The sequence below is a fragment of the Staphylococcus sp. MSU001 genome (genome assembly GCF_052976705.1).
Window position 1 is genome coordinate 20,916 of the sequence record NZ_JBRIKK010000007.1, and the last position, 24,310, is coordinate 45,225.

At 31.7% G+C, this 24,310-nt stretch carries 22 protein-coding genes; 5 read left to right on the plus strand and 17 right to left on the minus strand.

The features are described 5' to 3' along the window. Positions 1-195 precede the first annotated feature (195 nt). The gene (locus tag ACVBFA_RS04515) at positions 196-1,374 is read left to right on the plus strand and encodes a YihY/virulence factor BrkB family protein (RefSeq protein ID WP_237627255.1); all 1,179 of its coding nucleotides are present in this window, start codon (positions 196-198) and stop codon (positions 1,372-1,374) included. Between the two features lie 56 nt (positions 1,375-1,430). On the opposite strand, the gene vraR is transcribed toward ACVBFA_RS04515, so the two are convergent. The 5 genes from vraR to map form a co-directional block, all read right to left on the minus strand. After that, complete coding sequence (gene vraR / locus ACVBFA_RS04520; RefSeq protein ID WP_002473914.1) at positions 1,431-2,060, minus strand: response regulator transcription factor VraR; 630 nt, start codon at positions 2,058-2,060, stop codon at positions 1,431-1,433. Next, positions 2,050-3,096 (minus strand): sensor histidine kinase VraS, encoded by a 1,047-nt coding sequence (gene vraS / locus ACVBFA_RS04525; RefSeq protein ID WP_002447441.1) that lies wholly within the window; start codon positions 3,094-3,096, stop codon positions 2,050-2,052. Before vraS ends, vraR begins: the two co-directional genes overlap by 11 nt. Beyond that, positions 3,093-3,794 (minus strand): cell wall-active antibiotics response protein VraT, encoded by a 702-nt coding sequence (vraT, locus tag ACVBFA_RS04530; protein ID WP_002447442.1) that lies wholly within the window; start codon positions 3,792-3,794, stop codon positions 3,093-3,095. The genes vraS and vraT overlap by 4 nt, the downstream gene beginning before the upstream one ends. A 14-nt stretch (positions 3,795-3,808) precedes the next feature. Next, complete coding sequence (locus ACVBFA_RS04535) at positions 3,809-4,195, minus strand: hypothetical protein (RefSeq protein WP_002490302.1); 387 nt, start codon at positions 4,193-4,195, stop codon at positions 3,809-3,811. A gap of 157 nt (positions 4,196-4,352) precedes the next feature. Continuing rightward, on the minus strand, positions 4,353-5,108 hold the full coding sequence (gene map / locus ACVBFA_RS04540) for a type I methionyl aminopeptidase (protein WP_002447444.1): 756 nt from the start codon (positions 5,106-5,108) through the stop codon (positions 4,353-4,355). A gap of 173 nt (positions 5,109-5,281) precedes the next feature. Here map and ACVBFA_RS04545 point away from each other — a divergent pair, with 173 nt between their 5' ends. Continuing rightward, positions 5,282-6,268: an FUSC family protein gene (locus ACVBFA_RS04545; RefSeq protein WP_002447445.1), complete on the plus strand. Its 987-nt coding sequence runs from the start codon at positions 5,282-5,284 to the stop codon at positions 6,266-6,268. Positions 6,269-6,419: 151 nt separating this feature from the next. Here ACVBFA_RS04545 and isaB read toward each other — a convergent pair whose 3' ends face one another. The 3 genes from isaB to ACVBFA_RS04560 all read right to left on the minus strand — a co-directional run bounded on the left by isaB (position 6,420) and on the right by ACVBFA_RS04560 (position 9,438). Continuing rightward, positions 6,420-6,956 carry an immunodominant staphylococcal antigen IsaB family protein gene (isaB, locus tag ACVBFA_RS04550; RefSeq protein ID WP_126122242.1) on the minus strand — a complete coding sequence of 179 codons (537 nt, stop codon included), beginning with the start codon at positions 6,954-6,956 and terminating at the stop codon, positions 6,420-6,422. A gap of 441 nt (positions 6,957-7,397) precedes the next feature. Continuing rightward, entirely contained in the window at positions 7,398-8,123 is a 726-nt protein-coding gene (locus ACVBFA_RS04555) for a lipid II isoglutaminyl synthase subunit GatD (protein WP_002497008.1), read from the minus strand. A gap of 1 nt (position 8,124) precedes the next feature. Next, positions 8,125-9,438 (minus strand): lipid II isoglutaminyl synthase subunit MurT, encoded by a 1,314-nt coding sequence (locus ACVBFA_RS04560; RefSeq protein WP_126122241.1) that lies wholly within the window; start codon positions 9,436-9,438, stop codon positions 8,125-8,127. 221 nt (positions 9,439-9,659) lie between these two features. Between ACVBFA_RS04560 and ftnA the strand changes: the two genes are divergently transcribed. Together ftnA and ACVBFA_RS04570 are read left to right on the plus strand one after the other, a co-directional pair. Continuing rightward, a complete protein-coding gene (gene ftnA, locus ACVBFA_RS04565) occupies positions 9,660-10,157 on the plus strand; it encodes an H-type ferritin FtnA (RefSeq protein WP_002447449.1) in 498 nt (165 codons plus the stop codon). 192 nt (positions 10,158-10,349) lie between these two features. Continuing rightward, on the plus strand, positions 10,350-10,904 hold the full coding sequence (locus tag ACVBFA_RS04570; protein WP_447158789.1) for a 3'-5' exonuclease: 555 nt from the start codon (positions 10,350-10,352) through the stop codon (positions 10,902-10,904). Positions 10,905-10,934: 30 nt separating this feature from the next. Here the strand turns inward: ACVBFA_RS04570 and dinB are convergent, their stop codons facing one another. The 7 genes from dinB to gatC form a co-directional block, all read right to left on the minus strand. Continuing rightward, positions 10,935-12,005: a DNA polymerase IV gene (dinB, locus tag ACVBFA_RS04575; protein ID WP_002458550.1), complete on the minus strand. Its 1,071-nt coding sequence runs from the start codon at positions 12,003-12,005 to the stop codon at positions 10,935-10,937. Between the two features lie 312 nt (positions 12,006-12,317). Continuing rightward, entirely contained in the window at positions 12,318-12,860 is a 543-nt protein-coding gene (locus tag ACVBFA_RS04580; RefSeq protein WP_002487348.1) for a DUF3267 domain-containing protein, read from the minus strand. A 143-nt stretch (positions 12,861-13,003) separates the two neighbouring features. Next, positions 13,004-14,374, minus strand: a complete 1,371-nt coding sequence (rlmD, locus tag ACVBFA_RS04585) for a 23S rRNA (uracil(1939)-C(5))-methyltransferase RlmD (RefSeq protein ID WP_164539683.1) — start codon at positions 14,372-14,374, stop codon at positions 13,004-13,006. A gap of 89 nt (positions 14,375-14,463) precedes the next feature. Beyond that, positions 14,464-15,414 carry a diacylglycerol kinase gene (locus tag ACVBFA_RS04590; RefSeq protein WP_046044400.1) on the minus strand — a complete coding sequence of 317 codons (951 nt, stop codon included), beginning with the start codon at positions 15,412-15,414 and terminating at the stop codon, positions 14,464-14,466. A gap of 224 nt (positions 15,415-15,638) precedes the next feature. Next, entirely contained in the window at positions 15,639-17,066 is a 1,428-nt protein-coding gene (gene gatB / locus ACVBFA_RS04595; RefSeq protein WP_126122240.1) for an Asp-tRNA(Asn)/Glu-tRNA(Gln) amidotransferase subunit GatB, read from the minus strand. Between the two features lie 12 nt (positions 17,067-17,078). Beyond that, positions 17,079-18,536, minus strand: a complete 1,458-nt coding sequence (gene gatA / locus ACVBFA_RS04600) for an Asp-tRNA(Asn)/Glu-tRNA(Gln) amidotransferase subunit GatA (protein WP_002458553.1) — start codon at positions 18,534-18,536, stop codon at positions 17,079-17,081. 1 nt (position 18,537) lies between these two features. Then, positions 18,538-18,840 carry an Asp-tRNA(Asn)/Glu-tRNA(Gln) amidotransferase subunit GatC gene (gene gatC, locus ACVBFA_RS04605; RefSeq protein WP_001830435.1) on the minus strand — a complete coding sequence of 101 codons (303 nt, stop codon included), beginning with the start codon at positions 18,838-18,840 and terminating at the stop codon, positions 18,538-18,540. Positions 18,841-19,218: 378 nt separating this feature from the next. Here gatC and putP point away from each other — a divergent pair, with 378 nt between their 5' ends. Continuing rightward, entirely contained in the window at positions 19,219-20,754 is a 1,536-nt protein-coding gene (gene putP / locus ACVBFA_RS04610) for a sodium/proline symporter PutP (RefSeq protein ID WP_046044401.1), read from the plus strand. Positions 20,755-21,081: 327 nt separating this feature from the next. On the opposite strand, the gene ACVBFA_RS04615 is transcribed toward putP, so the two are convergent. After that, complete coding sequence (locus tag ACVBFA_RS04615; protein WP_002491486.1) at positions 21,082-22,290, minus strand: CamS family sex pheromone protein; 1,209 nt, start codon at positions 22,288-22,290, stop codon at positions 21,082-21,084. Positions 22,291-22,309: 19 nt separating this feature from the next. Further along, the gene (gene ligA / locus ACVBFA_RS04620) at positions 22,310-24,307 is read right to left on the minus strand and encodes an NAD-dependent DNA ligase LigA (protein WP_126122239.1); all 1,998 of its coding nucleotides are present in this window, start codon (positions 24,305-24,307) and stop codon (positions 22,310-22,312) included. Positions 24,308-24,310: the final 3 nt, after the last annotated feature.

The following is a 24,310-nucleotide window of genomic DNA, read 5'->3' on the forward strand; positions in this document are numbered from 1 at the left end:
ACTATAAATCAATATTCAAAAACTATTGCCTTTCTATTTAATTTAGGCCAAAATAATCATTGAGTGTTAAAAATACATTACTTTTTAAAGGGTATTGGATTTATCATATATAAATAAAACCATTTTTGTTTTACTATACCGCAAATATGGGAATACAAGTTTAAATGTAAAACTTAAAAAGCGAAGGAGATTGTTATGTCAAAAAAAGAGAAAACAACTTCTAAATATCTTAATTCAATAGAAGATAAAGAGTATAAAAAGAATAAAAAAATAGAAGTTGACCGTACATATATAGAACCGCAAGAATTCCAATCGAAGAAACCTAAAAAAAAGAATCAAGTATTTTTTGTTTCTCGGCTGAATAAACCAGCAAAATACACCGAAAACTCTAATTTCTTTTCCTACCTTATTTATAGGATAGGTAAAGATGACGCTGCAGGTTTAGCAGCACAGATGACGTATCATTTTGTATTAGCACTTTTCCCAATGCTAATTTTTTTACTTACGCTACTTGGTCAATTCATCACGATTGATGCTAATCAGATTAATCAAAAAGTAAGTCAATATGTCCCTGATCAAGAAACAGCTAGTATCGTTGGCGGAATTGTTAAAGATATTTCTGACACTGCCAGTGGAGGTATTTTGTCAGTTGGGTTAATTTTAGCTATTTGGTCAGCATCAAATGGAATGTCCGCTATCATTAACTCATTTAATGTTGCTTATGACGTTGAAGATTCTCGAAACGGTATAGTAGTTAAATTATTAAGTATACTATACACACTTGTTTTAGGTGCAGTATTTGTTGTTGCTGTTGTACTTATTACACTAGGTCCAGTCATTAATAAATTTTTATTTGGACCACTAGGTATTGATAATCAAATTGAATGGATTTTTAATTTAGTACGAATTGTTATTCCATTGATTATTATTTTCATCATATTTACTGTACTTTATTCAGTTGCACCTAATGTTAAAACAAAATTACGTTCCGTTATTCCTGGCGCTATTTTCACTTCCATTATTTGGTTACTAGGGTCGTTTGCATTCGGTTACTATATTTCAAACTTTAGTAACTATTCGAAAACATACGGAAGTTTAGCTGGTATTATCATTTTATTCTTATGGTTGTATATCACAAGCTTTATTATTATTATCGGTGCTGAAATCAATGCAATTATTCACCAAAGAAAAGTCATAGCTGGTCACACACCTGAAGAAGCCGCTATTAAACATGATGATAACAATGAAAATCATTATAACGAAAATACGACTTATGAATACTACAAAGATAATAAAGATGTAGATATTTCTAATGAAGATGATACTTATAATATCAATCATCAATCTAAAGAAGAACATCACACAACCGACTGATAATATCGAAAGGCGAAAGTATCGGTAGATGCACCGTTACTTTCGCCTTTAATAATTTATTGAATTAAATTATGCTGAAACGCATAGATTACTGCTTGTGTTCGATCTTGTACTTCTAATTTACTCAGTATGTTACTTACATGAGTTTTTACTGTTTTGATGGTGATATGAGAGGCGCTTGCAATCTCTTGGTTAGAGTATCCTTTAGCTATAAGTAATAAGATCTCCATTTCTCTTTCTGTTAACATTTCATAAAGCTCGGCACGTTTTTTCATACGGTTGCGCATTTTTACTAACACTTCTGGTTCAAATACTGATTCACCTTCATACGTTTTACGCACAGCGTCAGCTATATCACTTGCACTTGTTGTCTTTAAAATATAACTATCTACTCCAGAATCAAGTGCACGATAAACTTCTTTATCTTCTATAAAGCTTGTTAACATGACTACTTTAATTTGAGGTAAATCTTTTTTTATTTCAGTAGTAGCTTCTACACCATCCATATCGTCCATAAGTAAATCCATTAATATTAAATCTGGTTTTAGCTCATGCGCTTTAGTGATAGCCTCCTTACCAGAAGCACCCTCACCTACTACTTCTATATCTTCTTGTGTTGAAAGATAGCTTGAAATACCGATTCTTACCATTTCATGATCATCAACAAATAAAACTTTAATCGCCACTTGAATTCTCCTCCTTATTCAATGGTGCCTTAACTTCAATTCGTGTACCTGAATCAGGTAAAGATACAATATGAAACGTCGCACCAATTTCTAACGCTCGTTCTCGCATATTTTTTAAACCATAACTTTGTTCAAATTTTTCATCTACATTAAATCCTTTTCCATTATCTTGAATTCTTAGTAAAAGATAATCCTCTTGATTAAATAATTCCACAGTTACTTTCGTACCATTTGAATGTCTCAATGTATTTGAAATAGCTTCTTGTGTAATTCTGAACAAATGATCTTCAATACCTTTTGGCACTTCAAAATCTTGAATTTCATGCAAAACTTTCATTGGTACTTTCTTTTGTAAATCGATGACTAAATCTTTAATACCTTCACCTAGAGACTTATCTTTTAAACCTATCGGTCTTAAATGTAACAACAAAGCTCTCATTTCAAGTTGTGAGTCTTGAACCATTTTTTCAAGAATTGGTATCTGTTGATTTAAAGGTGGTTCTAATTTCGACTCTTTTATTGCCGATAGCATCATGCTCGCAGCAAATAATTGTTGGCTAACAGAATCATGCAATTCCCTAGCAAGTCGCTGTCGCTCATCTTCGATAATCTTTTTGACTTTTACATCATTAATATTGTAGTTTTCATTAGTTAAATTCTGAGTCTTCATTCTAAGTCGATGTAATTCTTGATTTAATGGAACTAGTGTATGATAAATATCTATCGTTTCTGTATATAATTCGATATTTTGATCATTGATACCCACTGTTTGTCCTTCTATTGATCTTTCTATTTGGGAAATAATCCAATCATTTTGTTGATTAATTTTATAAGCTAAAACAGATCCAACTATAATACATAAAAAAACTATTAATAAATTTAAAAATAGAAAAACAGGTATTCCAAATATTTGTGTATAAAACATCCCTTGAAAAAAGATAATATTTACAAACACTTTATCAATAAATAAAAAAGCAATAAGCATACTATATACTAATATAAGCATTGAGCCTATAGCTCTTATGTAGTGATTCATCTGTAAATCACCTCTACGTCTCCAATGAATGATGAAACGTAAACATTAACAGTATAATTATCATCTTTCGTTTTTTCTTCAATTTGAACATGGTTATTCTCAATCTTATAAGATTTATCATTCACATAAGCAGTACCGTAGAAGAGAGTCGCATGTAAATTTATATTATAATTAAGAGGTACAACTACTTGTACTTTACCTAAAATATGACGCACAACTATGGTATTTGTTTCCTTAATATTTGCTGCTTTTGTCATGTCAATGTGTATGTCTCCTATACCGTGTTGAATTTGTACGTCTTCCCATTTATATACATACACTGGTGTATGTTGTTCACCAAACCATTTTTGTTTAATGAAAATGGGTGATGTGATGTCTTCATCTGTAGCAATCACTTTTAAAGGTCTAAACTTATAAACCAAGTAACGTATGATGACTACAATTAAAAAGACAAATAGAATAATAATCGTATACTTATTAGACAAAAGTGTAAAAGCAATTAATAAAGTTCCTATCCAAAAAGATAATAGACCTCTAACTTTATGAAAATACACATATCCTACATATACAAGTACACATCCTAATAGGAGTACTAGTAAAAAACCAATTTTCTCAAAAAATATATAATAAAAATTGGCAATAATCATTAAAGCAGTAAAAATAATCAACATTTCAGTTGATATATATTTGCGTGTCATATTTCGCCACCTTTCTATGCTACAGCACTCATATGATATATAAAGTGGAATGCTTCTTCAGTAGTTATTTTCATTCTAGATTGTAAATTTATATCCGCTTCAATTCTCGCATAATAAGACTCAGCATCATTTAATTGTGATTTAATCATATCAATATCATTATCATGTATTTCTTCAGCACAATAGATTGCTTGATTGTTTACTAAATCTATATATTTATTTTCTAATGAGAGCGTGAGGGTGTCAATTAACTTCTTTAGTTGTAATCTTTTTTCTCTTAAATAATTAATATAAGTATCAATATTTTTAATTTGCTTATCTAATGACATTTTATAGTCATTGATATTTTTTTTAGTAATACGTTTTATAAATTGTTGTAAATATGAATCTAAAATATTCAATGATATCACCTCGTCACTGATTAAGCTTTATTATAAAACAATTCCGAAACCTAATGAAATAGGCTTCGGAACCATATACGCTTCATACTTTAGTCTGACGAGATATGAAAAAAGTAAATCATAATCTTAAATTCTAATTTGAATTACTAATATTTAATTAATCATCAATCTTAGTTGTAAGTAACGGACCATCTTTAGTTACTATAACCGTGTGTTCAATTTGGGCGACATAACTTTTATCCTTAGTTTCAAATGCCCATTCATTTTTACCTTCAGTTACAAATGTAGCATGTGTTGATATGAATGGTTCTACTGCAATGACTTGCCCTTCTTTTAATAATGTTTTATCTTTAGGATCAAAATAATTCATGACATGATTAGGTGCCTCATGAAGTGATTGTCCAACACCATGTCCAGTTAAATTCTTAATCACAGTCAAGTCATTTTGTCGTGCCGTTGCATGAACAGCTTTTCCAATATTACTCAATTTTGTACCTGGTTTCACCTTTTTCATAGCATTTTCAAAAGCCATTGTGGCTACGTCACAGACCTTTTGCTTAAGAGGTTGATCTGATTTCCCTACAACAAATGAAATACCAGTATCAGCATAGTACCCATTTTTTAAAGCTGATACGTCAATATTAACTAGGTCACCTTCACGAATTACTCGTTTACCAGGGATTCCATGTGCGACCTCTTCGTTAACACTAATGCAAGTTTGACCTGGGAAGTTTTCATCATGAATAGGCGCTGAAATCGCTCCATGCTCTTCAAATAAATCTTTGGCAATGTGATCTAATTCACGGGTAGTCACTCCAGGTTGAGTAGCTTCTTTCATAGTATCTCTGACTTTTGCACAAATGTAACCTATTTCTTTTAACGCTTGTAATTCTTCATCAGTTTTAACAATCATTTTATCCCGTTCCTTTATAAATTATATTACATCTTATTATAGCAAAAATTTTTTGATATACTAAATATGAATGTATAACGATTCGTAATAGTTAAATTAATTTTCAAAGAAAGAAAATTTGTCTAAAGTAAAGTCTTTTCGAATTTCCTTTTCTTAAGAGGAGTCAGTATGATATGAATGATAAATGGTATAGACATATAATTGGAGCGCGAACTATTAAAACTGGTTTGGCTACTTTTTTTACGTCTTTATTTTGTATGTTGTTAAACCTCACTCCAATTTTTGCCATACTTACTGCAATTGTTACAATTGAACCTACTGCTAAAGCATCATTAAAAAAGGGGTATAAAAGGCTACCAGCAACAGTTATCGGTGCGTTATTTGCTGTTGTCTTTACATATGTCTTCGGTGATCAATCGCCGTTAAGTTATGCTTTAAGTGCTACATTTACCATTTTGATTTGCACTAAACTTAATTTACAGGTAGGAACAACTGTTGCAGTATTAACTTCCGTTGCGATGATTCCAGGTATACATGAAGCATATGTATTCAATTTCTTTTCACGGTTACTTACAGCTCTTATAGGGCTTGTTACGGCTGGATTAGTCAATTTTATCATCTTACCACCTAAGTATTATCATCAACTTGAAGAGCAATTAGCCCTTAGTGAGAAAAAAATGTATAATTTATTTTATGTACGCTGTAATGAGTTATTATTAGGAAAATTCAGCTCAGAGAAGACTAGTAAAGAATTATCAAAATTAAACATAATTGCTCAAAAAGCTGAAACATTAATGAGTTATCAAAGAGATGAACTTCATTATCATAAAAATGAAGATAATTGGAAATTATTAAATCGCCTTACAAATCGCGCTTATAACAACCGTTTATTTATTTCACATTTATCTAACATTATTTATTTACCCAAACATACGTCTATTGCTTTTGATGCTAATGAGAAGATAGCATTGATTAATATTAGTAATAGTATTAATGGCATCATTCAAAAAGGAAGCTTTACACGTCAAAAAGAATCTATTGCAACATTAAAGTCTTCTGTTAAACAGATGGATGAGTTTGACCAAAATCAAATGAAAAGTACACTCATATATGAAATTCTACTCATATACAAAATTTTAGATTCACGTTATGCAAAATAATATGACGTTAAAAATAATTACTTTATTACCTATTCAAAAAATAATTAAATATGATACAAAGCCGTAGAACAAAGTTTATCTACGGCTTTCTTGATACATATAAATATACGCATAAATCTCGTTAACGCTTTAAATTTGAATGTTTGGCAAACTATTCGTCTACACCTTCACCTATCGTCACGCTCGTAACAAATCCTTGTGTCACTTTGTATTGTAATTTAATCATTTTACCATGATAGACATATATACCGTCTTCTGGATATTGTGAATCACTGCTTGTATGTGGAATATGATTCAATCTCTCTTTTGGGTATGCATCTTTCATACTTTCAAATGATAGTGATTGATTATTAATACTGAAACGTACACTTATCGCTGTATGATTGCTTGTAGCTCTGATTTCTTGATCATAAATCTTTTTGTATTCAATATCATTAGTATCATCTTGTTGAATCTGATAACCATTAATATTTAAATGACCATTATCTAGAGAAGTAATAAATTGAGGTTGAGTTAAAAATGTTGGATTTTTACCAGCCTCACCTTCTAAAGAAAAGCTATGAGATTGTTTGGTTTCGTTTGTTTGATGATGCTTTTCTAAGTAAGTATGTGCTTGTGCGACATGTGAAAACGGAAAGGCTAACGTTAAAGCAGCTAGAGTCAATGACGTCAATTTAAAAATCTTCATATTTTCACTCCTATATTTATTGTATGGTTCAATTACAGTTTAACAACAATTATATGTTTCAAAGTGTTTTTTTCGTAGATAATAGAAATTAGCACTTGAGTGTCTATGTTTCAAGGTCAATGAACATTAACGTTTCCTAAATGTTTATCAAAAGGTGCTACGTATTCATATAGAAGAAATTGTTTTTTTTCATCTCAACACATCCCACTTTCCACATTTTCTTTAGTGTTTTAGAAGGAAATGCTCATCACTTCGTTCCTGACCTTTTGTTAATTAACATCGTCATAAGTTATTTACAATTCAGTCATTGGCTTCTAGTACGTTAAAATGCCTCTAGAACATGCATTGATGTTCTAGAGGCATTAATATGATAAGTCTTTATACTAATAATCAATTATCGTCATGATTAACAATCATTATTAAAAATTAAGTTGTATTGAGTTATTTTTTATTTTCTTTTGCACGTTTAATCAGAACTTGCTTAGCAGCTTCTTCCTCGGTGTTATCAATCTTTTTAGGCTCAAATAGTATCCCTTTTCTTTCACATGCTTTCTCAAGTAGATAATCAGTTATTTCATGATTTTTTGGTAAAATTGGGCCGTGAAGATAAGAACCTAATAGATTTTTATAGTGTATACCTTCTTTTCGATCGTTATCATTATTACCATAACCATACGTTACTCGACCTAATGTTCCATACGAATGATATGTTCTACCACCATGATTTTCAAATCCAACAATCGTGCCAAAAGTATCACTCTCTATAATGATATCTCCAGTTAAGCGTTCTTTTTTAGACTCGGTATAGAAATCAAGAACACCCAATCCTTCTAACTCGGTACCATCAGGAGTAATATACTTATGACCTAAAAATTGATAACCACCGCATATAGTTAACCCAGGCATACCATCTTCAATTGCATTTTTTAACGACGTTTTAATCTTACTTAATTCCTTTGTGGCAAGCGCTTGTTCCCTATCACTCCCACCACCAATGAAGAAAATATCGCAATCATCAAATGTGACTCCTTCAGTCTCATTGATTTCTTTAACATTTATCTTAATATTTCTTTTTTTAGCTCTTTGTTTTAATGCCATGATATTACCAATATCACTGTATAAATTAAGCTTATCTGACATGAAATGATAAACCGTTAGTTCATTCATCTTACGATTGCCCTCCTTCAAATGAGCGATTAAGTTGTTCAAGCATTGGTGTTAATGATGTATAGTTTGGAATTGCTACCGTAAATGAACTGTATTTCATAGTTAATGCAGTCGCTTTGTAGATATCCTTTTCAACCTTAATAGGCACTTCAACTTCAGCAAGTTTGAGACGTAATTGTAGTTCCTCAGCACGTGTACCGCTTACAATGATAGCTTCGATATCTTGGGTAGCCAGCTTTTCAAAGTCAGCATCGTATATCCATGAAATATCTCGACCATCTGCCGCGTTGTCATTAAGACTAATAACATAAACTTTTTTTTCATCAATTTGTTCGCCTACTGATAGGCTTGCATTCATTCCAGCTGGATTTTTTGCTAGATTAATCATAGCTTCCTTCTTATTTTTTGAAAAATACTGCATTCGACCATTATCAGACGTATATGTTTCAAAACCTTTGCGTATTGCATCATCATTTAATCCCAATTCTCTTAATACGGTATAAGCTGCTATTGCATTATAAGAATTAAAATCTCCTGCAATTTTCATATTAAACTCACTTTGGTTTATTATCATTTTTAAGAATGGTGAAGCTTCAAATGATGAGACTTCATATGTAGGTACTTCTCGTTTAAATCCACACTCACAGTGATAATGTCCAATTTGATTATAATGTATATAGTCATATTGCAATAATCGTCCACAATTAGGACAATATTTACTTTCATTCATTGTACTTTGTTCAAATTCATGTGCAAATTTTTTCATTCCGTAATACACAATGGAATGACTTGCAATTTTCAAACGACTCACAAACGGATCATCTGCATTTAATAATAATTTTATCCCTTTGTTACTTATTGATTTTGCAATATTATCAACCATAATATCGATTTCACCAAATCGATCCATTTGATCTCTAAAGAAATTTGTAAACACCATCATAGAGGGTGTAATTTCGTTTAAAACACGTGGTATAGATCCTTCATCTATTTCAATTATCGCAATATTAGTATCCTTAGAGCTTTGCATAATGAAAGCAGAAGTTATCCCTGCTGCCATATTTGCCCCTTCATTATTGTGAATAATGTTTATTTGATTTTTCTTTAAAGTATGTCCAATTAAGTTAGATGTAGTCGTTTTACCATTAGTCCCACTAATAAAAACAATGTCATCTACTTGTTTAGCTAATTTTCTTAAAATATTATGATCCACACGTCTTGCAATCTGTCCCGGCAAGTCTGTACCCTTTTTACCTACAGCTATACTTGCTTTCCTTGCTAACTTAGCCATGTGGGTTGCAGTCCATTGTCTCATGCGTTTCCTCCTCCAATTTGCACTCGAGTAATTATAACACGTAAAGGGTATAACAAAAAAGATTCTCATCTAAGATGTGCTATTCATTTCACAAATTAGAATAATTATTAATAAGAACGATAATCACTACTTCTAGATTATAATAATTATTATTTGCTATTGAGAAAAGTTTTGTTATAATATACAAGAATCTTATTTTTATTTATACGGGGTGATTGAAGATGTTAAGTAAAGAACTATTAGCAGCTTTAAATGAACAGATGAATCAAGAATATTTTGCAGCGCACGCATATATGGCAATGGCGGCATACTGTGACAAAGAATCTTATGACGGATTTGCAAATTTTTATATAGAACAAGCTAAAGAGGAACGTTTCCACGGTAAAAAAATCTATGACTATATCAATGATCGTGGCGAACATGCTATTTTTGATACAATTAAAGCTCCTAAAGTAGAATTTTCTTCTATTTTAGAAACATTTAAAGATAGTTTAGCTCAAGAACGTGATGTTACTCAACGTTTCTATAATCTATCAGAATTAGCTCGGAATGATAAAGATTATGCTACAATTTCATTTTTAAACTGGTTCTTAGATGAACAAGTTGAAGAAGAATCTACATTTGAAACTCATATAGATTACCTTACTCGTATTGGTGACGATTGTAATACACTTTACTTATATGAAAAAGAATTAGCAGCGCGTTCATTCAACGAGTAATAATTACAATAACTTATTCCTAAATATTGTGTTATTTACCCTTAAATCTCCTCAAAGATAAATGATTTAAGGGTTTTTTTAATGCATAAATCATTTGTTTTAACCCGTTTTACTATCTATAAAATTGTTATTGTAATAAAATATTGACATTAAATACTCACATAACCAAAAATAATTGAAAGGAATGAAATAATGGCACAAAATGCATTTGTTGCACTGGACTTTGAAACTGCTAACGGTAAACGAACAAGCATATGCTCTGTAGGAATGGTTAAAGTTATTGATAATCAAATAACAGAGTCATTTCATACCCTTGTGAATCCTTTTGACTACTTTACTGAAACAAATATTAATGTACACGGCATCCACCCCGAAGATGTGCAAGATGCTCCTGGATTCAAGCATGTCTATCCATATATGCTACAATTTATTGATCAACTTCCTGTTTTTGCCCATAATGCTGCTTTTGATATGAATGTGTTACATCAAAGTTTAAAAAGTCTTAATATAGATACTCCTTCTTTGACATACTTTTGTTCATATCAATTAGCTAAACGAACAATAAATGCATATCGTTATGGACTAAAACATTTAATGAATCATTACCATTTAGATTTTCACGGTCATCATGATGCGTTAAATGATGCTAAAGCTTGTGCAATGATTACCTACCGCTTATTGAAACATTATGATGATCTTCAAAGCATGTTAAATATATATGGAAAAAATCTTAAAGATAAAGGCTGATTGTCCACTTAACCTGTGTTCATCAGCCATTTAAATAAAATCATATATTGTTAAATTTTTAAAATCAGATTGCACTAAACTCCCAACCGTTACACCTATTAATCGAATCGGAATCTCTGGATCTTTTAAGTCGTTATATAAAGTATATGCAATATTATAAATATCAGTTTCAGTACGAATAGGATCTCTCAAACTTTTTTGTTTTGAGATTGTTTCATATTGATAAGTCTTTATCTTTACAGTGACTGTTTTTCCTGATTTTTGAATTTTATTTAAACGCTCTGCTGTTTTTCCTGAAAGTTCTCTTATTTTTCTTAAAATAACATCATCATCGTTAACATCTGTAGAAAATGTCCTTTCAGTCCCAACAGATTTACGAACTCTACTCGCCTTTACTTCATTATGGTCTATACCTCGAGCTTTATTATACAAACCTCGTCCTCTTTTACCGAACAAGCGTATTAATTCAAATTCATCTTTATTATATAAATCTTGACCTGTATATATATGATGTTGATGCATTTTTTTCTTCGACGCTTTGCCTACCCCTGGAAAATCTCCAATATCTAATTGCATTAATATTTCATGTACATTATTGTAATCAATAACTGTCAAACCATTTGGCTTGTTCATACCACTCGCTAACTTAGCTAAAAACTTATTATAAGACACGCCAGCTGACGCAGTTAAACGTGTTACTTCGTATATATCTCTGCGAATATAATTTGCAATAGTTGATGCTGATAAATCCGGTCTCACTAAATGTGTAATATCTAAATAAGCTTCATCTAAAGACATAGGTTCTACTAATTCTGTATAACTTCTGAATATTTCCATGATTTGACCAGATACCTCTCTATAAGCATCAAAACGGCTTGTTACATAATAGCCATTGGGGCACAGCTTATGTGCTTGAGTCATAGGCATAGCAGAGTGAACACCATAAGCTCTTGCTTCGTATGATGCCGTAGAAACAACGCCTCGATGACTCGCTTTACCACCAACGATGACAGGTTTTCCTTTTAATTTAGGATTATCTCTCATTTCAACTTGAGCAAAAAAATAATCCATATCTATATGAATAATTCTTCTTTCAGTCATCGACTCACCTCACTATGTCTTCCAAAAAATAGCTTTATACTATTATACGCCATCAGTTTTATCATTACATGTATTGTGCACATGATAATACTTGTATTGTTTATTTACTTAATGTAATAGCAAAAAATAGGACTACAATTTTAGAATAAATTCATAGTCCTATCCTTTCCTACATAAGTGGTTATGTGAATGTAGTTGCATATTTTAATGAGATATTTGTTTATTACGATGGAAACGAGTTGAAAAATAAGAAATGAAATTTTTAAATCAATTATCAACTTTAATATATGCGCTTGTCAGTATAATTAGTGATTATTCATAATAGGTTTGAGTGGGCTTTTGTTGATAAAGATACAAACCTTCTCCATAAGTTTGTATATATTTGAATTTGCTTTGTAATGCCAATGCTACTAAAAACACATCTATCATGCAATAACTTGTATGTATACTAAACATAAAGATTAAAGATGAGAAGGAATATATTTGAATAAGTGCTAGTAAGGTCGCACTTATGATAACAAGTGGTGCTATCATGATAATTGTAAATTGCCACCGATGAAAACAAGTCTGAGAGAACTGTACAATAATTTTGTTTTTATCATATTTTAAAGATGGTTTTTCACCTTTAGAAAATATAATGAACAAAATACGATGAATAAACTCATGCAAAATAACTAGCACTGCGAAACCTACAAAGCCCAAAATAAGATTCATGACAAAATTTTGTTCAATGATATGCGTTGTTTGATAAGCCCATTTATAAGTAAATAGTATTGTAAATAGCGCCAATACAATTTGCAACAGAACAAATCGTTGGATTTGAAATTTATTGCCTGATAAATCTATTTTATGCACATTCACCCCTCCAGTTCTCTATTTTCAAAAACAGTATACAATTTTTATTATAGCTAAAAAAGACCTTTTTCAATAAAGTAAGTTGCTTGTAATACAATCTTAACAATCACTTCAAAATAATAATGAATTGATTTCTATTAAATTCACTCTTCATCTTTGCGTACAAATAATGCTACAGTCTCAATATGTGTTGTTTGTGGGAACATATCAACTGGTGTAATTTCTACTAACTCGTATTGTTCAGCCAATATTTGCGCATCTCTTTGTTGCGTTGAAGGGTTACATGATATATAAACAATCCTTTTCGGATTTAATTTTAAAAGAGTAGTTAAGAAAGTTTCATCGCATCCTTTTCTAGGTGGATCTACCATGACTACGTCAGGTTTAATCCCTTGTGATTTCCATGTTAAGATAACATCTTCTGCTTTTCCACATTCGAAAGTCGTATTTTTTAGTTGGTTTTTAGTCGCATTGTCTTCCGCATCTTTTATGGCTTGCGGAACAACTTCTACTCCATAAACATGCTTGGCTTGTGGTGCCATATATAGCCCAATCGTTCCTATACCACAATACGTATCCAATACTATTTCTTTTCCTGTTAATTGAGCATAATTCAGAGCTTGCTGATAAAGTTTTTCAGTTTGTGATGAGTTAATTTGATAAAATGATAAATCAGAAATATGATAAATTACTTCACTTAATTGGTCTTCAATTTTGTCTTTACCATATAAAGTCATTGATTGACGCCCCATAATAACATTAGAATGGCTATTGTTTATATTCTGTTTAATACTTGTTATATTTGGAAATTCTTTTTTCAGCTTGTTTACTAACAGTTCTGATTGTTTAAATGTTGCTCCATTTGTAACAAAGATAACCATCATTTCATCGGTATGATAACCAGTCCTTACTACTAAATGACGTATTAAACCTGTTTTCGCTTTTTCGTTATATATAGATATATTTAATTCATTGAGCCAGTACTTCACTCGATTCATTACTTCTTGATGTTGTTTATCTTGTATAAGACAACTATCCATATCTATAATGTCATGGCTACGTTGTCTATAGAATCCCATTATAACTTGATTGGAGTTACCTTGACCTACAGGAATTTGAGATTTATTACGGTAACGCCAAGGATTATCCATGCCAATAGTTTCTTTTATGATGGTATTCTCAAAAGGGCCTTTTCTGTGAAAAAGATTAACTACTTGTTCTCTTTTCATATCCAATTGTGCTCTATATGTCATATGTTGTAATTGACAACCACCACACTTTGCATAATAAACACAAGGCGGTGTCACTCTATCATCACTTTCACTTATGACCTCTATCAATTTTCCTATAGCAAAATTCTTTTTCACTTTAATTAATTTAAATTTAATTTGTTCATCAATTAAAGCATTAGGAATAAAAATTGGATATCGATCAACTTTAACAACTCCATGTCCCTCATGAGTTAAATCAATAACCTTTCCCGTTTTAACATCGTTTTTCTTAAATGTTTCCAATTTTTTCCCTCCTACATACAAAAAGGTTAGGAATATAATGTGTGGCATTCCTAACCTTAAATTTGATGTCGTAATTTGTCGTAATAATTTCAATGCTTATCTGGCGTAATATCAGGTATTGTATTATTTTCTAATAGTTCTTCGTTAAATACATCTTTAGGTGTGAAAATTTCTATGTGCTGTTCTAAATTAAGGAAATTTGCAGGTAATTTCCCACCGTATTCACCATCAACATTAAGTTGCATATCAGTAAATGATGAAATATTAATAGACTTCGCTTTAGCATAAATGACTTTAGGATGCTTTGTGTGCTCACCTCGAGACGCTAATGTCATAATATGGCCCAATTCAGCAAGATTTGCTTTTTCTACAATAATTAACGTGAAATAACCGTCGTCAAGCTTCGCATCTGGAACTAATTTTTCAAAGCCAGCCATTGAATTCGTTAAACCTAGAAGGAATAGTAAAGCTTCTCCTTGGAAGATGTTATCATCATATTCGATACGTACATCTACCGCTTTCATTTGAGGTAACATTTCAAATCCTTTAATGTAATACGCGAACGGTCCTACAATTGATTTCAACTTACTTGGTGTTTCGTAAGATACTTGTGTTAGTTTCCCCCCTGCAGCTAGGTTAATGAAATAACGATTATTCATCTTTCCAATATCTACCTTGGTTGTATGACCATCAATAATTACATCAATCGCTCCCATTATATCGTTTGGTAAATGAAGCGCTCTTCCAAAGTCATTAACGGTTCCCATTGGTATTACACCTAATTTAGGACGATTGGGTTGCTCGGCGATTCCATTGACCACCTCATTTAACGTACCGTCACCTCCAGCTGCAATGAGTAAATCATATTCATTTTCTAGTGCTCTTTCAGCTTCAAAAGTAGCATCACCAATTTTTTCAGTTGCATATGCACTCGTTTCATAACCTGCTTTCTCAAGTTTAATCAGTGCATCTGGTAATACACGTTTAAAAAGTTCTTTTCCTGATGTTGGATTATATATAATTCTTGCACGTTTTCTCATAGTTAATCCCTCAAATTCATATACTCATTACTTATATTATATGATTTATACATCAGTTAAAAGTATTTATTTCCGATTTCTCTAAACTATTCGGTACAACAAAGGTGAAATATATGTAATTTTAAACATTAAGAAACTTAATACCTATACTTTTCAAAAGTAATAAAAGCTTCTAACAAAGTTCATATTCTTTGTTAGAAGCTTAAAGTATTATAATTTTCGAATTAACGGTTATCTAATTCTTGTTTTAATAGGCTATTAACTTTTTGTGGGTTAGCTTGACCTTTAGAAGCTTTCATAATTTGACCCACTAAGAATCCCATAGCTTTACCTTTACCATTTTTATAATCTTCTATTGATTGTGGATTATTATCTAAAGCATCAGTTACAAATTTAAGTAATGTTGCTTCATCAGAAATTTGTACTAAACCTTTATCTTGCATAATTTGTTTAGCATCTCCACCATTTTCAGCTAGTTCTGGAAAAACTTTTTTAGCGATTTTACTACTCATTGTTCCGTCTTCTATTAATTTAATCATACCAGCTAAATTTTCAGGAGTTAGTTGCGTATCTTTTAATTCAACTTGATTTTTATTAAGATACTCGTTAACACCACCCATTAACCAGTTGGAAGTAAGTTTAACATCTGCACCATGGTCAATTGCGCCTTCAAAGAAATCAGACATTTCTTTAGTTAAGGTTAATACATGCGCATCATATTCTGGAAGTCCAAGATCATTTACGTATTTAGCTTTACGTTCATCTGGTAATTCTGGAATTGTTTGTCTCACACGTGCTTTCCAATCTTCATCTACATACAATGGTACAATATCTGGTTCAGGGAAATATCTGTAATCATCTGAACCTTCTTTCACACGCATTAAAATTGTTTTACCAGTAGATTCATCAAATCGACGTGTTTCTTGACCAATCTCTCCACCATTTAATAATTCTTCTTCTTGACGTTTTTCTTCATATTCTAAACCTTTTTTAACGTAGTTAAATGAGTTAAGATTTTTCAATTCAGTTTTTGTACCAAATTCTTTTTGACCATATGGACGAAGTGAAATATTAGCATCACAACGTAGGGAGCCCTCTTCCATTTTACAATCAGATACACCCGTATATTGAATGATTGAACGTAGTTTTTCAAGATAAGCATATGCTTCTTTAGGTGAACGAATATCGGGTTCAGATACAATTTCAATTAATGGTGTACCTTGACGGTTTAAGTCTACTAAAGAATATCCATCTTTATGTGTTGATTTACCTGCATCTTCTTCCATATGAAGACGTGTAATACCGATACGTTTTGTTTCTCCATCAACTTCAATATCAATATAGCCGTTTTCTCCAATAGGTTGATCAAACTGAGAAATTTGGTATGCTTTTGGATTATCTGGATAGAAATAGTTTTTACGATCGAATTTAGAATTTGTAGCAATATCCATATTTAATGCCATTGAAGCTCTCATTGCCCAATCTACTGCACGTCTATTAACTACTGGTAACACACCTGGATAAGCTAAGTCGATAACATTTGTATTTGAATTTGGTTCAGCTCCAAAATGTGCTGGTGATGGAGAGAACATTTTTGAGTCCGTTTTTAACTCAACATGAACTTCAAGTCCGATTACTGTTTCAAAATGCATGATTTCCACTCCTTATAAATTTTCGTATGCGTCATGTAAGTTGTATTGTGTTTCAAATTGATAAGCGACACGATATAACGTTTTTTCATCAAAAGGTTTACCAATTAATTGCAAACCAATTGGGCGTCCGTTTGATTGTCCACAAGGAACTGAAATACCAGGTAAACCAGCAAGGTTAACTGGTGTAGTTAATAAGTCATTCGCATACATAGTTAAAGGATCATCAATTTCTTCGCCAATATTAAATGCTGTTGTAGGTGCTGTCGGTCCAACCACAACATCGTAAGATTCAAATACTTTGTCAAAATCATTTTTAATTAACGTTCTAACTTTTTGAGATTTTTTATAGTATGCATCGTAATAACCTGAGCTTAAAGCAAAAGTACCTAAGAAGATACGTCTTTTGACTTCTTCACCAAAGCCTTCCGATCTGGACATTTTATATAATTCTTCTAACGATTGTGCTTCTTTAGAATGATATCCATATCTAATACCATCAAATCGAGCTAAGTTTGCTGAAGCCTCTGATGACGCAATAACATAATATGATGGAATACCATATTTTGTATTTGGTAATGAGACTTCGTCAACTTCAGCACCAAGTGATTTTAACGTTTCAACCGCTTCTTTTACAGAAGTCTTCACTTCTTCACTTACACCCTCACCTAAATATTCTTTAGGTAATGCAATTTTAAGACCTTTAATATCTTTACCAATATCAGAAGTAAAATCTACATCATCAACAGGTGCGCTTGTAGAATCATTCGCATCAACACCGGAAATTGCCTCAAGTACTAATGCGTTATCTTTAACATTACGCGTGATTGGTCCAATTTGATCTAAAGAAGAAGCAAATGCAACTAAACCAAAACGTGATACACGGCCATAAGTCGGTTTCATACCAACTACGCCACAATAAGATGCAGGTTGTCTAATAGAACCACCAGTGTCTGACCCTAAACTAAAAGGAACTAAACCTGCTGCAACTGCTGCTGCAGAACCACCTGAAGATCCACCTGGTACTGCTGTGTGATCGAAAGGATTTAATGTTTTCTTAAAATATGAAGTCTCTGTAGAGCCACCCATTGCAAACTCATCCATGTTTAATTTACCAATTAATACCGCGTTTTCATCATGTAGTTTGTTCATTACAGTAGATTCATAAATAGGTACAAACCCTTCTAACATTTTACTTGCACACGTAGTTTCTACATCTTTTGTGATGATATTATCTTTGATTCCCATTGGAATTCCAAATAGTTTACCATCCATTTGATCTTTAGCTTGTAATTCATCTAATTCTTCGGCTTTTTTTATTGCATTTTCTTTATCTAAAGCTAAGAATGACTTGATTGTTGGATCAGTTTCTTCAATAGCTGCGTATATATCTTTTACTACATCAGAAGGTTTAATTTCTTTATTTTTGATTAATTCAGTTAATTTTTCGATAGATTCAAAACGAATACTCATCTTAAGCATCCTCCCCATTCATGATGGATGGCACTTTAAATTGACCATCTTCTGTTTCTTTCGCATTTTTCAATGCTAATTCTTGAGGAATGCCCTCGATTGCTTTATCGTCACGTAATACGTTTTGTAAATCTAATACGTGATAAGTTGGCTCAATACCTTCTGTATCGGCACTATCATTTTGTTTCGCAAAATCTAAAATACTTTCTAAAGTATTAGCCATTTCTTCTGTTTCTTCAGAAGAAATTTGAAGTCTAGCTAAATTAGCAATATGTTCAACTTCTTCACGTGTAACTTTAGTCATTAAATAAAAGCCTCCTTAATACTCATTCATCACCAAATTGTATCAAATTTCGAACCAAAAATCTAAATATTTATGAATAAGTTACTCAAAATAAACACTTGATATTTAAGGTGTTTAATAAACTTTTACATATGAATACCGCTAATTGTCATCTCTATGTCTTAAAATGATAGATGAATTAAATTTTAATTCTAATAATAATTTTGTACATATTTATGCAATAGATATTGATTAATCATAAGACGCATTTAGGGTTAAACACCTTTTATCAAAGACTTTTAATACTACCATTAAAAGTTTTACTTTTCTGAACATTTAGTTACATTGTATAATATTACATGTATCTTATATCATTATTTAATAAAGGGAGTGTTAATTATGTTTACATTAGGTACAGCTCTCAGTAATCAAATTGATGCAAATTGGCAGACTTACGTTATGATTATTGTCTATTTCTTAATCCTTCTAATTATCGGCTTCTATGGTTATCGACAAGCTACTGGAAACTTAAGTGAATTTATGTTGGGAGGGCGTAGTATCGGACCATATATCACAGCATTATCAGCTGGTGCCTCTGATATGTCTGGATGGATGATTATGGGACTTCCAGGTTCAGTTTACAGTACAGGTTTATCCGCCATTTGGATAACAATTGGATTAACCTTAGGTGCATACATTAATTATTTTGTTGTTGCTCCAAGACTACGTGTATTTACAGAGGTTGCGGGAGATGCTATTACACTCCCAGACTTTTTTAAAAATAGACTAGATGATAAGAAGAATATTATTAAAATTATTTCAGGATTGATTATTGTCGTTTTTTTCACTCTATATACGCATTCAGGTTTCGTTTCTGGCGGAAAACTCTTTGAAAGTGCATTTGGATTAAACTATCACGTAGGACTTTTGATAGTGGCTATTATAGTTATTTTTTACACTTTCTTTGGTGGCTATTTAGCTGTATCAATTACTGATTTTTTTCAAGGTGTGATTATGCTTATTGCTATGGTAATGGTACCTATCGTTGCAATGCTTAAACTCAACGGTTGGGATACATTTCATGATGTTGCTCAAATGAAACCTACAAACTTAGATTTATTTAGAGGAACCACTATTTTAGGCATTGTTTCATTATTTTCATGGGGACTCGGATATTTTGGTCAACCACATATTATAGTAAGATTTATGTCTATCAAATCACATAAATTACTACCAAAAGCCAGACGTCTGGGAATAAGTTGGATGGCAGTCGGTTTATTAGGAGCGATAGGTGTGGGATTAACAGGAATTTCATTTATATCTGAAAAGCATATTAAATTAGAAGATCCTGAAACACTATTTATTGTGATGAGTCAAATTTTATTTCATCCGCTTGTAGGTGGATTTTTATTAGCAGCCATCCTTGCTGCAATAATGAGTACTATCTCTTCACAATTACTAGTAACATCAAGTTCTTTAACTGAAGATTTCTATAAACTAATCAGAGGTTCAGATAAAGCATCATCACACCAAAAAGAGTTTGTTTTGATTGGACGATTATCAGTTTTACTTGTTGCGATAGTTGCTATTACGATTGCTTGGCATCCAAACGATACAATATTAAATTTAGTTGGTAATGCTTGGGCTGGCTTTGGAGCTGCTTTTAGTCCTTTAGTACTCTACTCTTTGTATTGGAAAGATTTAACACGTGCAGGAGCTATTAGCGGAATGGTAGCTGGTGCTGTAGTTGTTATTATTTGGATTTCTTGGATTAAACCTTTGGCTACAATCAATGCATTCTTTGGTATGTATGAAATTATACCGGGTTTCATAGTTAGCGTATTGATTACGTACATCGTAAGTAAATTAACAAAAAAACCTGATGATGTTGTTATTGAAAATCTTAATAAAGTTAAACACATCGTTAAAGAATAAATGTACAATTATCAGACTATATCAACATTATAAAATTGATTAATTAAGTAACAATTAGAAGTATAATTTAAATACTTTTCTAATATACAGTGTCAATTTCTTTCATTCACTTAAGAAAATAGCTATGAAGAAATCTATCAATATAAATTTCTTCATAGCTAATTTTTTATATTTAAATTTATTGACGGCTCGAAAAATGAGTCAAAATCATCAATAATATCAAATTGCAAATATATTCCTTTGGTGTTAGATTGACCAGTAAACTTAATTTGAATTCTATCCTATTCTTTTCTATACAATGAAATGGGTGTCATACTTCATAGGTAACTAATTATGATAAATATGAACTTGTGGTTCTTTATCGTCTTTAGTTTTACTAATGAGAGCACGTGGAGTATTTCCATCTTTGATTCTAATTTCATACTCATCTAGTTTATCAAAATACTTTTCGGCTTGTTCTGTAACATATTGTGTAATACCTATCGTTTCTGCCTGTCCGTAATAATCTATAGGCAAATCAACTGTAAGTTGTTTAGCTTTTTTATTTACGAATTTAACCTTACCAACTGCTTGTGTGAAGTTTGAAAAATACGATTGCAAATTATCATTAAACTGTTTAAAGTTATTATTCAGTGTTTCATCATAATCAGCTGCAGTTGACGAAGGAATTAAGGCTGCTTTTTCATTAATATTATCCCATGAGTTAATTTTAGTTTTACCCTCTTCAACTGTAGTACCAACTATAAATTCACCTGGTGTAATGGAATCTTGACTAGATTGTTTATAGATAGCAAAATGAATAGGAATATCTTTTAAATCACTATTCTCACGTAAACGAGAGAGCATTTCACTAGCCATCTGTTTACCTTGCTTTTCAATCTCTTTATCAGATAAATCTTTACTATATGTTTCGCCATCTTTCTCTTTTTTGTAATAATAAACACTATTCATGGCTAAACCAATTGTCATGCCTTTTATATTTTTACCTTTAGAATCACTGTTTCCATAAAAATCCTGCTCGAGTATATTTGAAAGATAGGCTGGAGAATTTTCAGCTATTTTCTCTTCATCTGTTTCACCATTGTGAGATGGATTGAGTCCAAGATTCTCATTAGCATTTTTGCTTTGCTTTTCTTTTTCGCTCATCTTGTCAATTTCTTTTTTTGTATATTTCGGATCTAAGTATGCATTAATCGTTTTTTTATCTAAATATTGTCCATCTTGATATAAATACTTATTTGTTGGAAAGATTTCTTTACTTAATTCTAGTAAACCACTTTCAAAATCTTCTCCATTATAACCATTTGCCATATTATCTTGTAATAATCCACGAGCCTGGCTTTCTTTAAAGGGCAATATAGTCCTATAGTTATCACCTTGAACTTTTTTATCAGTCGCTATTTGTTTCACTTGATTTTTATTATGGTTATCCTTATGTTCACTTTGTTCTTTATCTGATGAAGTTTGTTTATGTCCATCTCCGCAAGCCGTTAATAATAACAGTATCGACATGAGTAAAAATATTGTTCGCTTCATTCACGTACTCCTCTAATTATTAGATTCCATTTTGTTTTTCTATAAATGCTGCTTCAGTCCAAATTTCAGTACCGTACTTCTCAGCTTTGGCTAATTTAGACCCTGCATCTGCTCCAGCTATGACAATATCAGTACTTTTAGTCACGCTATTTGTAACTTTAGCACCTTGCATTTTCAACCATTCAGATGCTTCATTTCTCGTCATTTGCTCGAGTTTCCCTGTTAATACAATTGTTTTCCCACTAAAATCAGGATGACCTTCAATTTCAGTTGTTTTAATTCCTTTATAAGACATATTAACATTTTTATTACTTAATTTTTCAATTAATGAACGAATATCACTATTTTCGAGATATGTTACAACAGATTGTGCAAGTTTATCTCCAATATCTTGAATTTCAATTAATTCACTTTCTGTTACTTTAAAAAGTTGATCCATCGTTTCATATCGCTCAGCAAGTACTTGACTAGCTTTTACACCTAAATGTCTAATACCTAGTCCAAATAATAAATGCTCTAATGACTGTTCTTTAGATTTTTCTATTGCTAATAAAAGATTATCAACTTTCTTCTTTCCCATTCTCTCTAATGGTAATAAATCTTCTTCTTTTAAATAGAAAATATCTGCGACATCTTTGATTAACTGATTTTCGTATAGCTGATGTATAATTTTAGTACCTAAGCCATCTATATTCATCGCTTGTCTTGAAACGAAATGTATAAGTCCTTCAATAAGCTGTGCCTGACATTTTGGATTAATACAACGTAAAGCAACTTCTCCTTCAATACGAACTAATTCATGTCCACAACTAGGACAATGTGTTGGCATATGATAAATTTCCGATTCGTTAGGTCGTCTATCTAAAATACTTTTTACAACTTCAGGGATGATGTCCCCGGCTTTTTTAATAACAACACTATCTCCGATACGTATATCTCTTTCATGTATTAAATCTTCATTATGAAGAGAGGCTCTTGAAACTGTAGTGCCAGCTACTTTTACAGGTTCTAGAATTGCAGTTGGTGTCACAACACCCGTACGTCCAATACTTAGTTCGATATCCAATAATTTTGTAATAACTTCTTCAGCTGGAAATTTATAAGCAATCGCCCATCTTGGAGATTTTTGCGTATAACCCATTTCCTCTTGTTGAGATAAATCGTTAACTTTTATAACAATACCATCAATATCGTATGATAAAGATTCCCTTTTACTTGTCCATTTCTCTATATAATTAAGTACGCCCTCAATATCTGATACTCGTTCACGTTCTTGGTTAGTTTTAAAACCTAGTTGGTCCAATTCCTCTAGCGCTTCACTTTGTGTTGTTGCATTAAACTCGGTTAGGTCATTCACACTATATAAGAAGACACTTAATTTTCTTTTCGCAGCTAGTTTAGAGTCAAGTTGTCTTAAAGAACCAGCAGCAGCGTTTCGTGGGTTTGCAAAAGGTTGTTCACCATTTTGTTCTTTTTCATTATTCAAATGAATGAATGAACGACGTGGCATATAAGCTTCTCCACGGACCTCAAAATTGAGAGGTTCTTTAATTTTTAGTGGTATAGCATGTATAGTTCTTAGATTTTCAGTTATATCCTCACCTGTCGTACCATCACCACGTGTAAGTCCTTGGACAAAACGGCCATTTTCATATTTGAGTGAAACAGCCAAACCATCTATTTTAAGTTCACACATGTATTCGACCTGACCAATACTATCACGAATACGTTGATCAAATTTTCTTAAATCTTCTTCATTAAACGCATTACCTAAACTTAACATCGGCGTGTCGTGATTTACTTTTTCAAAAGAAGACTGGGCTTCGCCACCCACACGTACTGTTGGAGAATCTGTCGATTTGAATTCTGGATATTTTTCTTCAATTTCAATCAGCTCATGTAATAACTTATCATACTCGCTGTCAGGCACTGAGGGATTATCTTGTACATAATATTCATAGCTATATTGATTCAACAAATCATGTAATTTTTCCACACGCTTTTTAACATCTTGCATCCC

Bases quoted from the DNA above. Each gene is read 5' to 3' on its own strand.
- ligA (WP_126122239.1), bottom strand. From the start codon at position 24,307: ATGCAAGATGTTAAAAAGCGTGTGGAAAAATTACATGATTTGTTGAAT.
- gatA (WP_002458553.1), bottom strand. From the start codon at position 18,536: ATGAGTATTCGTTTTGAATCTATCGAAAAATTAACTGAATTAATCAAA.
- ACVBFA_RS04570 (WP_447158789.1), top strand. From the start codon at position 10,350: ATGGCACAAAATGCATTTGTTGCACTGGACTTTGAAACTGCTAACGGT.
- gatB (WP_126122240.1), bottom strand. From the start codon at position 17,066: ATGCATTTTGAAACAGTAATCGGACTTGAAGTTCATGTTGAGTTAAAA.
- isaB (WP_126122242.1), bottom strand. From the start codon at position 6,956: ATGAAGATTTTTAAATTGACGTCATTGACTCTAGCTGCTTTAACGTTA.
- map (WP_002447444.1), bottom strand. From the start codon at position 5,108: ATGATTGTTAAAACTGATGAAGAATTACAAGCGTTAAAAGAAATAGGT.
- putP (WP_046044401.1), top strand. From the start codon at position 19,219: ATGTTTACATTAGGTACAGCTCTCAGTAATCAAATTGATGCAAATTGG.
- ACVBFA_RS04515 (WP_237627255.1), top strand. From the start codon at position 196: ATGTCAAAAAAAGAGAAAACAACTTCTAAATATCTTAATTCAATAGAA.
- ACVBFA_RS04560 (WP_126122241.1), bottom strand. From the start codon at position 9,438: ATGAGACAATGGACTGCAACCCACATGGCTAAGTTAGCAAGGAAAGCA.
- ACVBFA_RS04590 (WP_046044400.1), bottom strand. From the start codon at position 15,414: ATGAGAAAACGTGCAAGAATTATATATAATCCAACATCAGGAAAAGAA.
- dinB (WP_002458550.1), bottom strand. From the start codon at position 12,005: ATGACTGAAAGAAGAATTATTCATATAGATATGGATTATTTTTTTGCT.
- gatC (WP_001830435.1), bottom strand. From the start codon at position 18,840: ATGACTAAAGTTACACGTGAAGAAGTTGAACATATTGCTAATTTAGCT.
- ACVBFA_RS04615 (WP_002491486.1), bottom strand. From the start codon at position 22,290: ATGAAGCGAACAATATTTTTACTCATGTCGATACTGTTATTATTAACG.
- vraS (WP_002447441.1), bottom strand. From the start codon at position 3,096: ATGAATCACTACATAAGAGCTATAGGCTCAATGCTTATATTAGTATAT.
- ACVBFA_RS04555 (WP_002497008.1), bottom strand. From the start codon at position 8,123: ATGAATGAACTAACGGTTTATCATTTCATGTCAGATAAGCTTAATTTA.
- ftnA (WP_002447449.1), top strand. From the start codon at position 9,660: ATGTTAAGTAAAGAACTATTAGCAGCTTTAAATGAACAGATGAATCAA.
- ACVBFA_RS04545 (WP_002447445.1), top strand. From the start codon at position 5,282: ATGAATGATAAATGGTATAGACATATAATTGGAGCGCGAACTATTAAA.
- vraT (WP_002447442.1), bottom strand. From the start codon at position 3,794: ATGACACGCAAATATATATCAACTGAAATGTTGATTATTTTTACTGCT.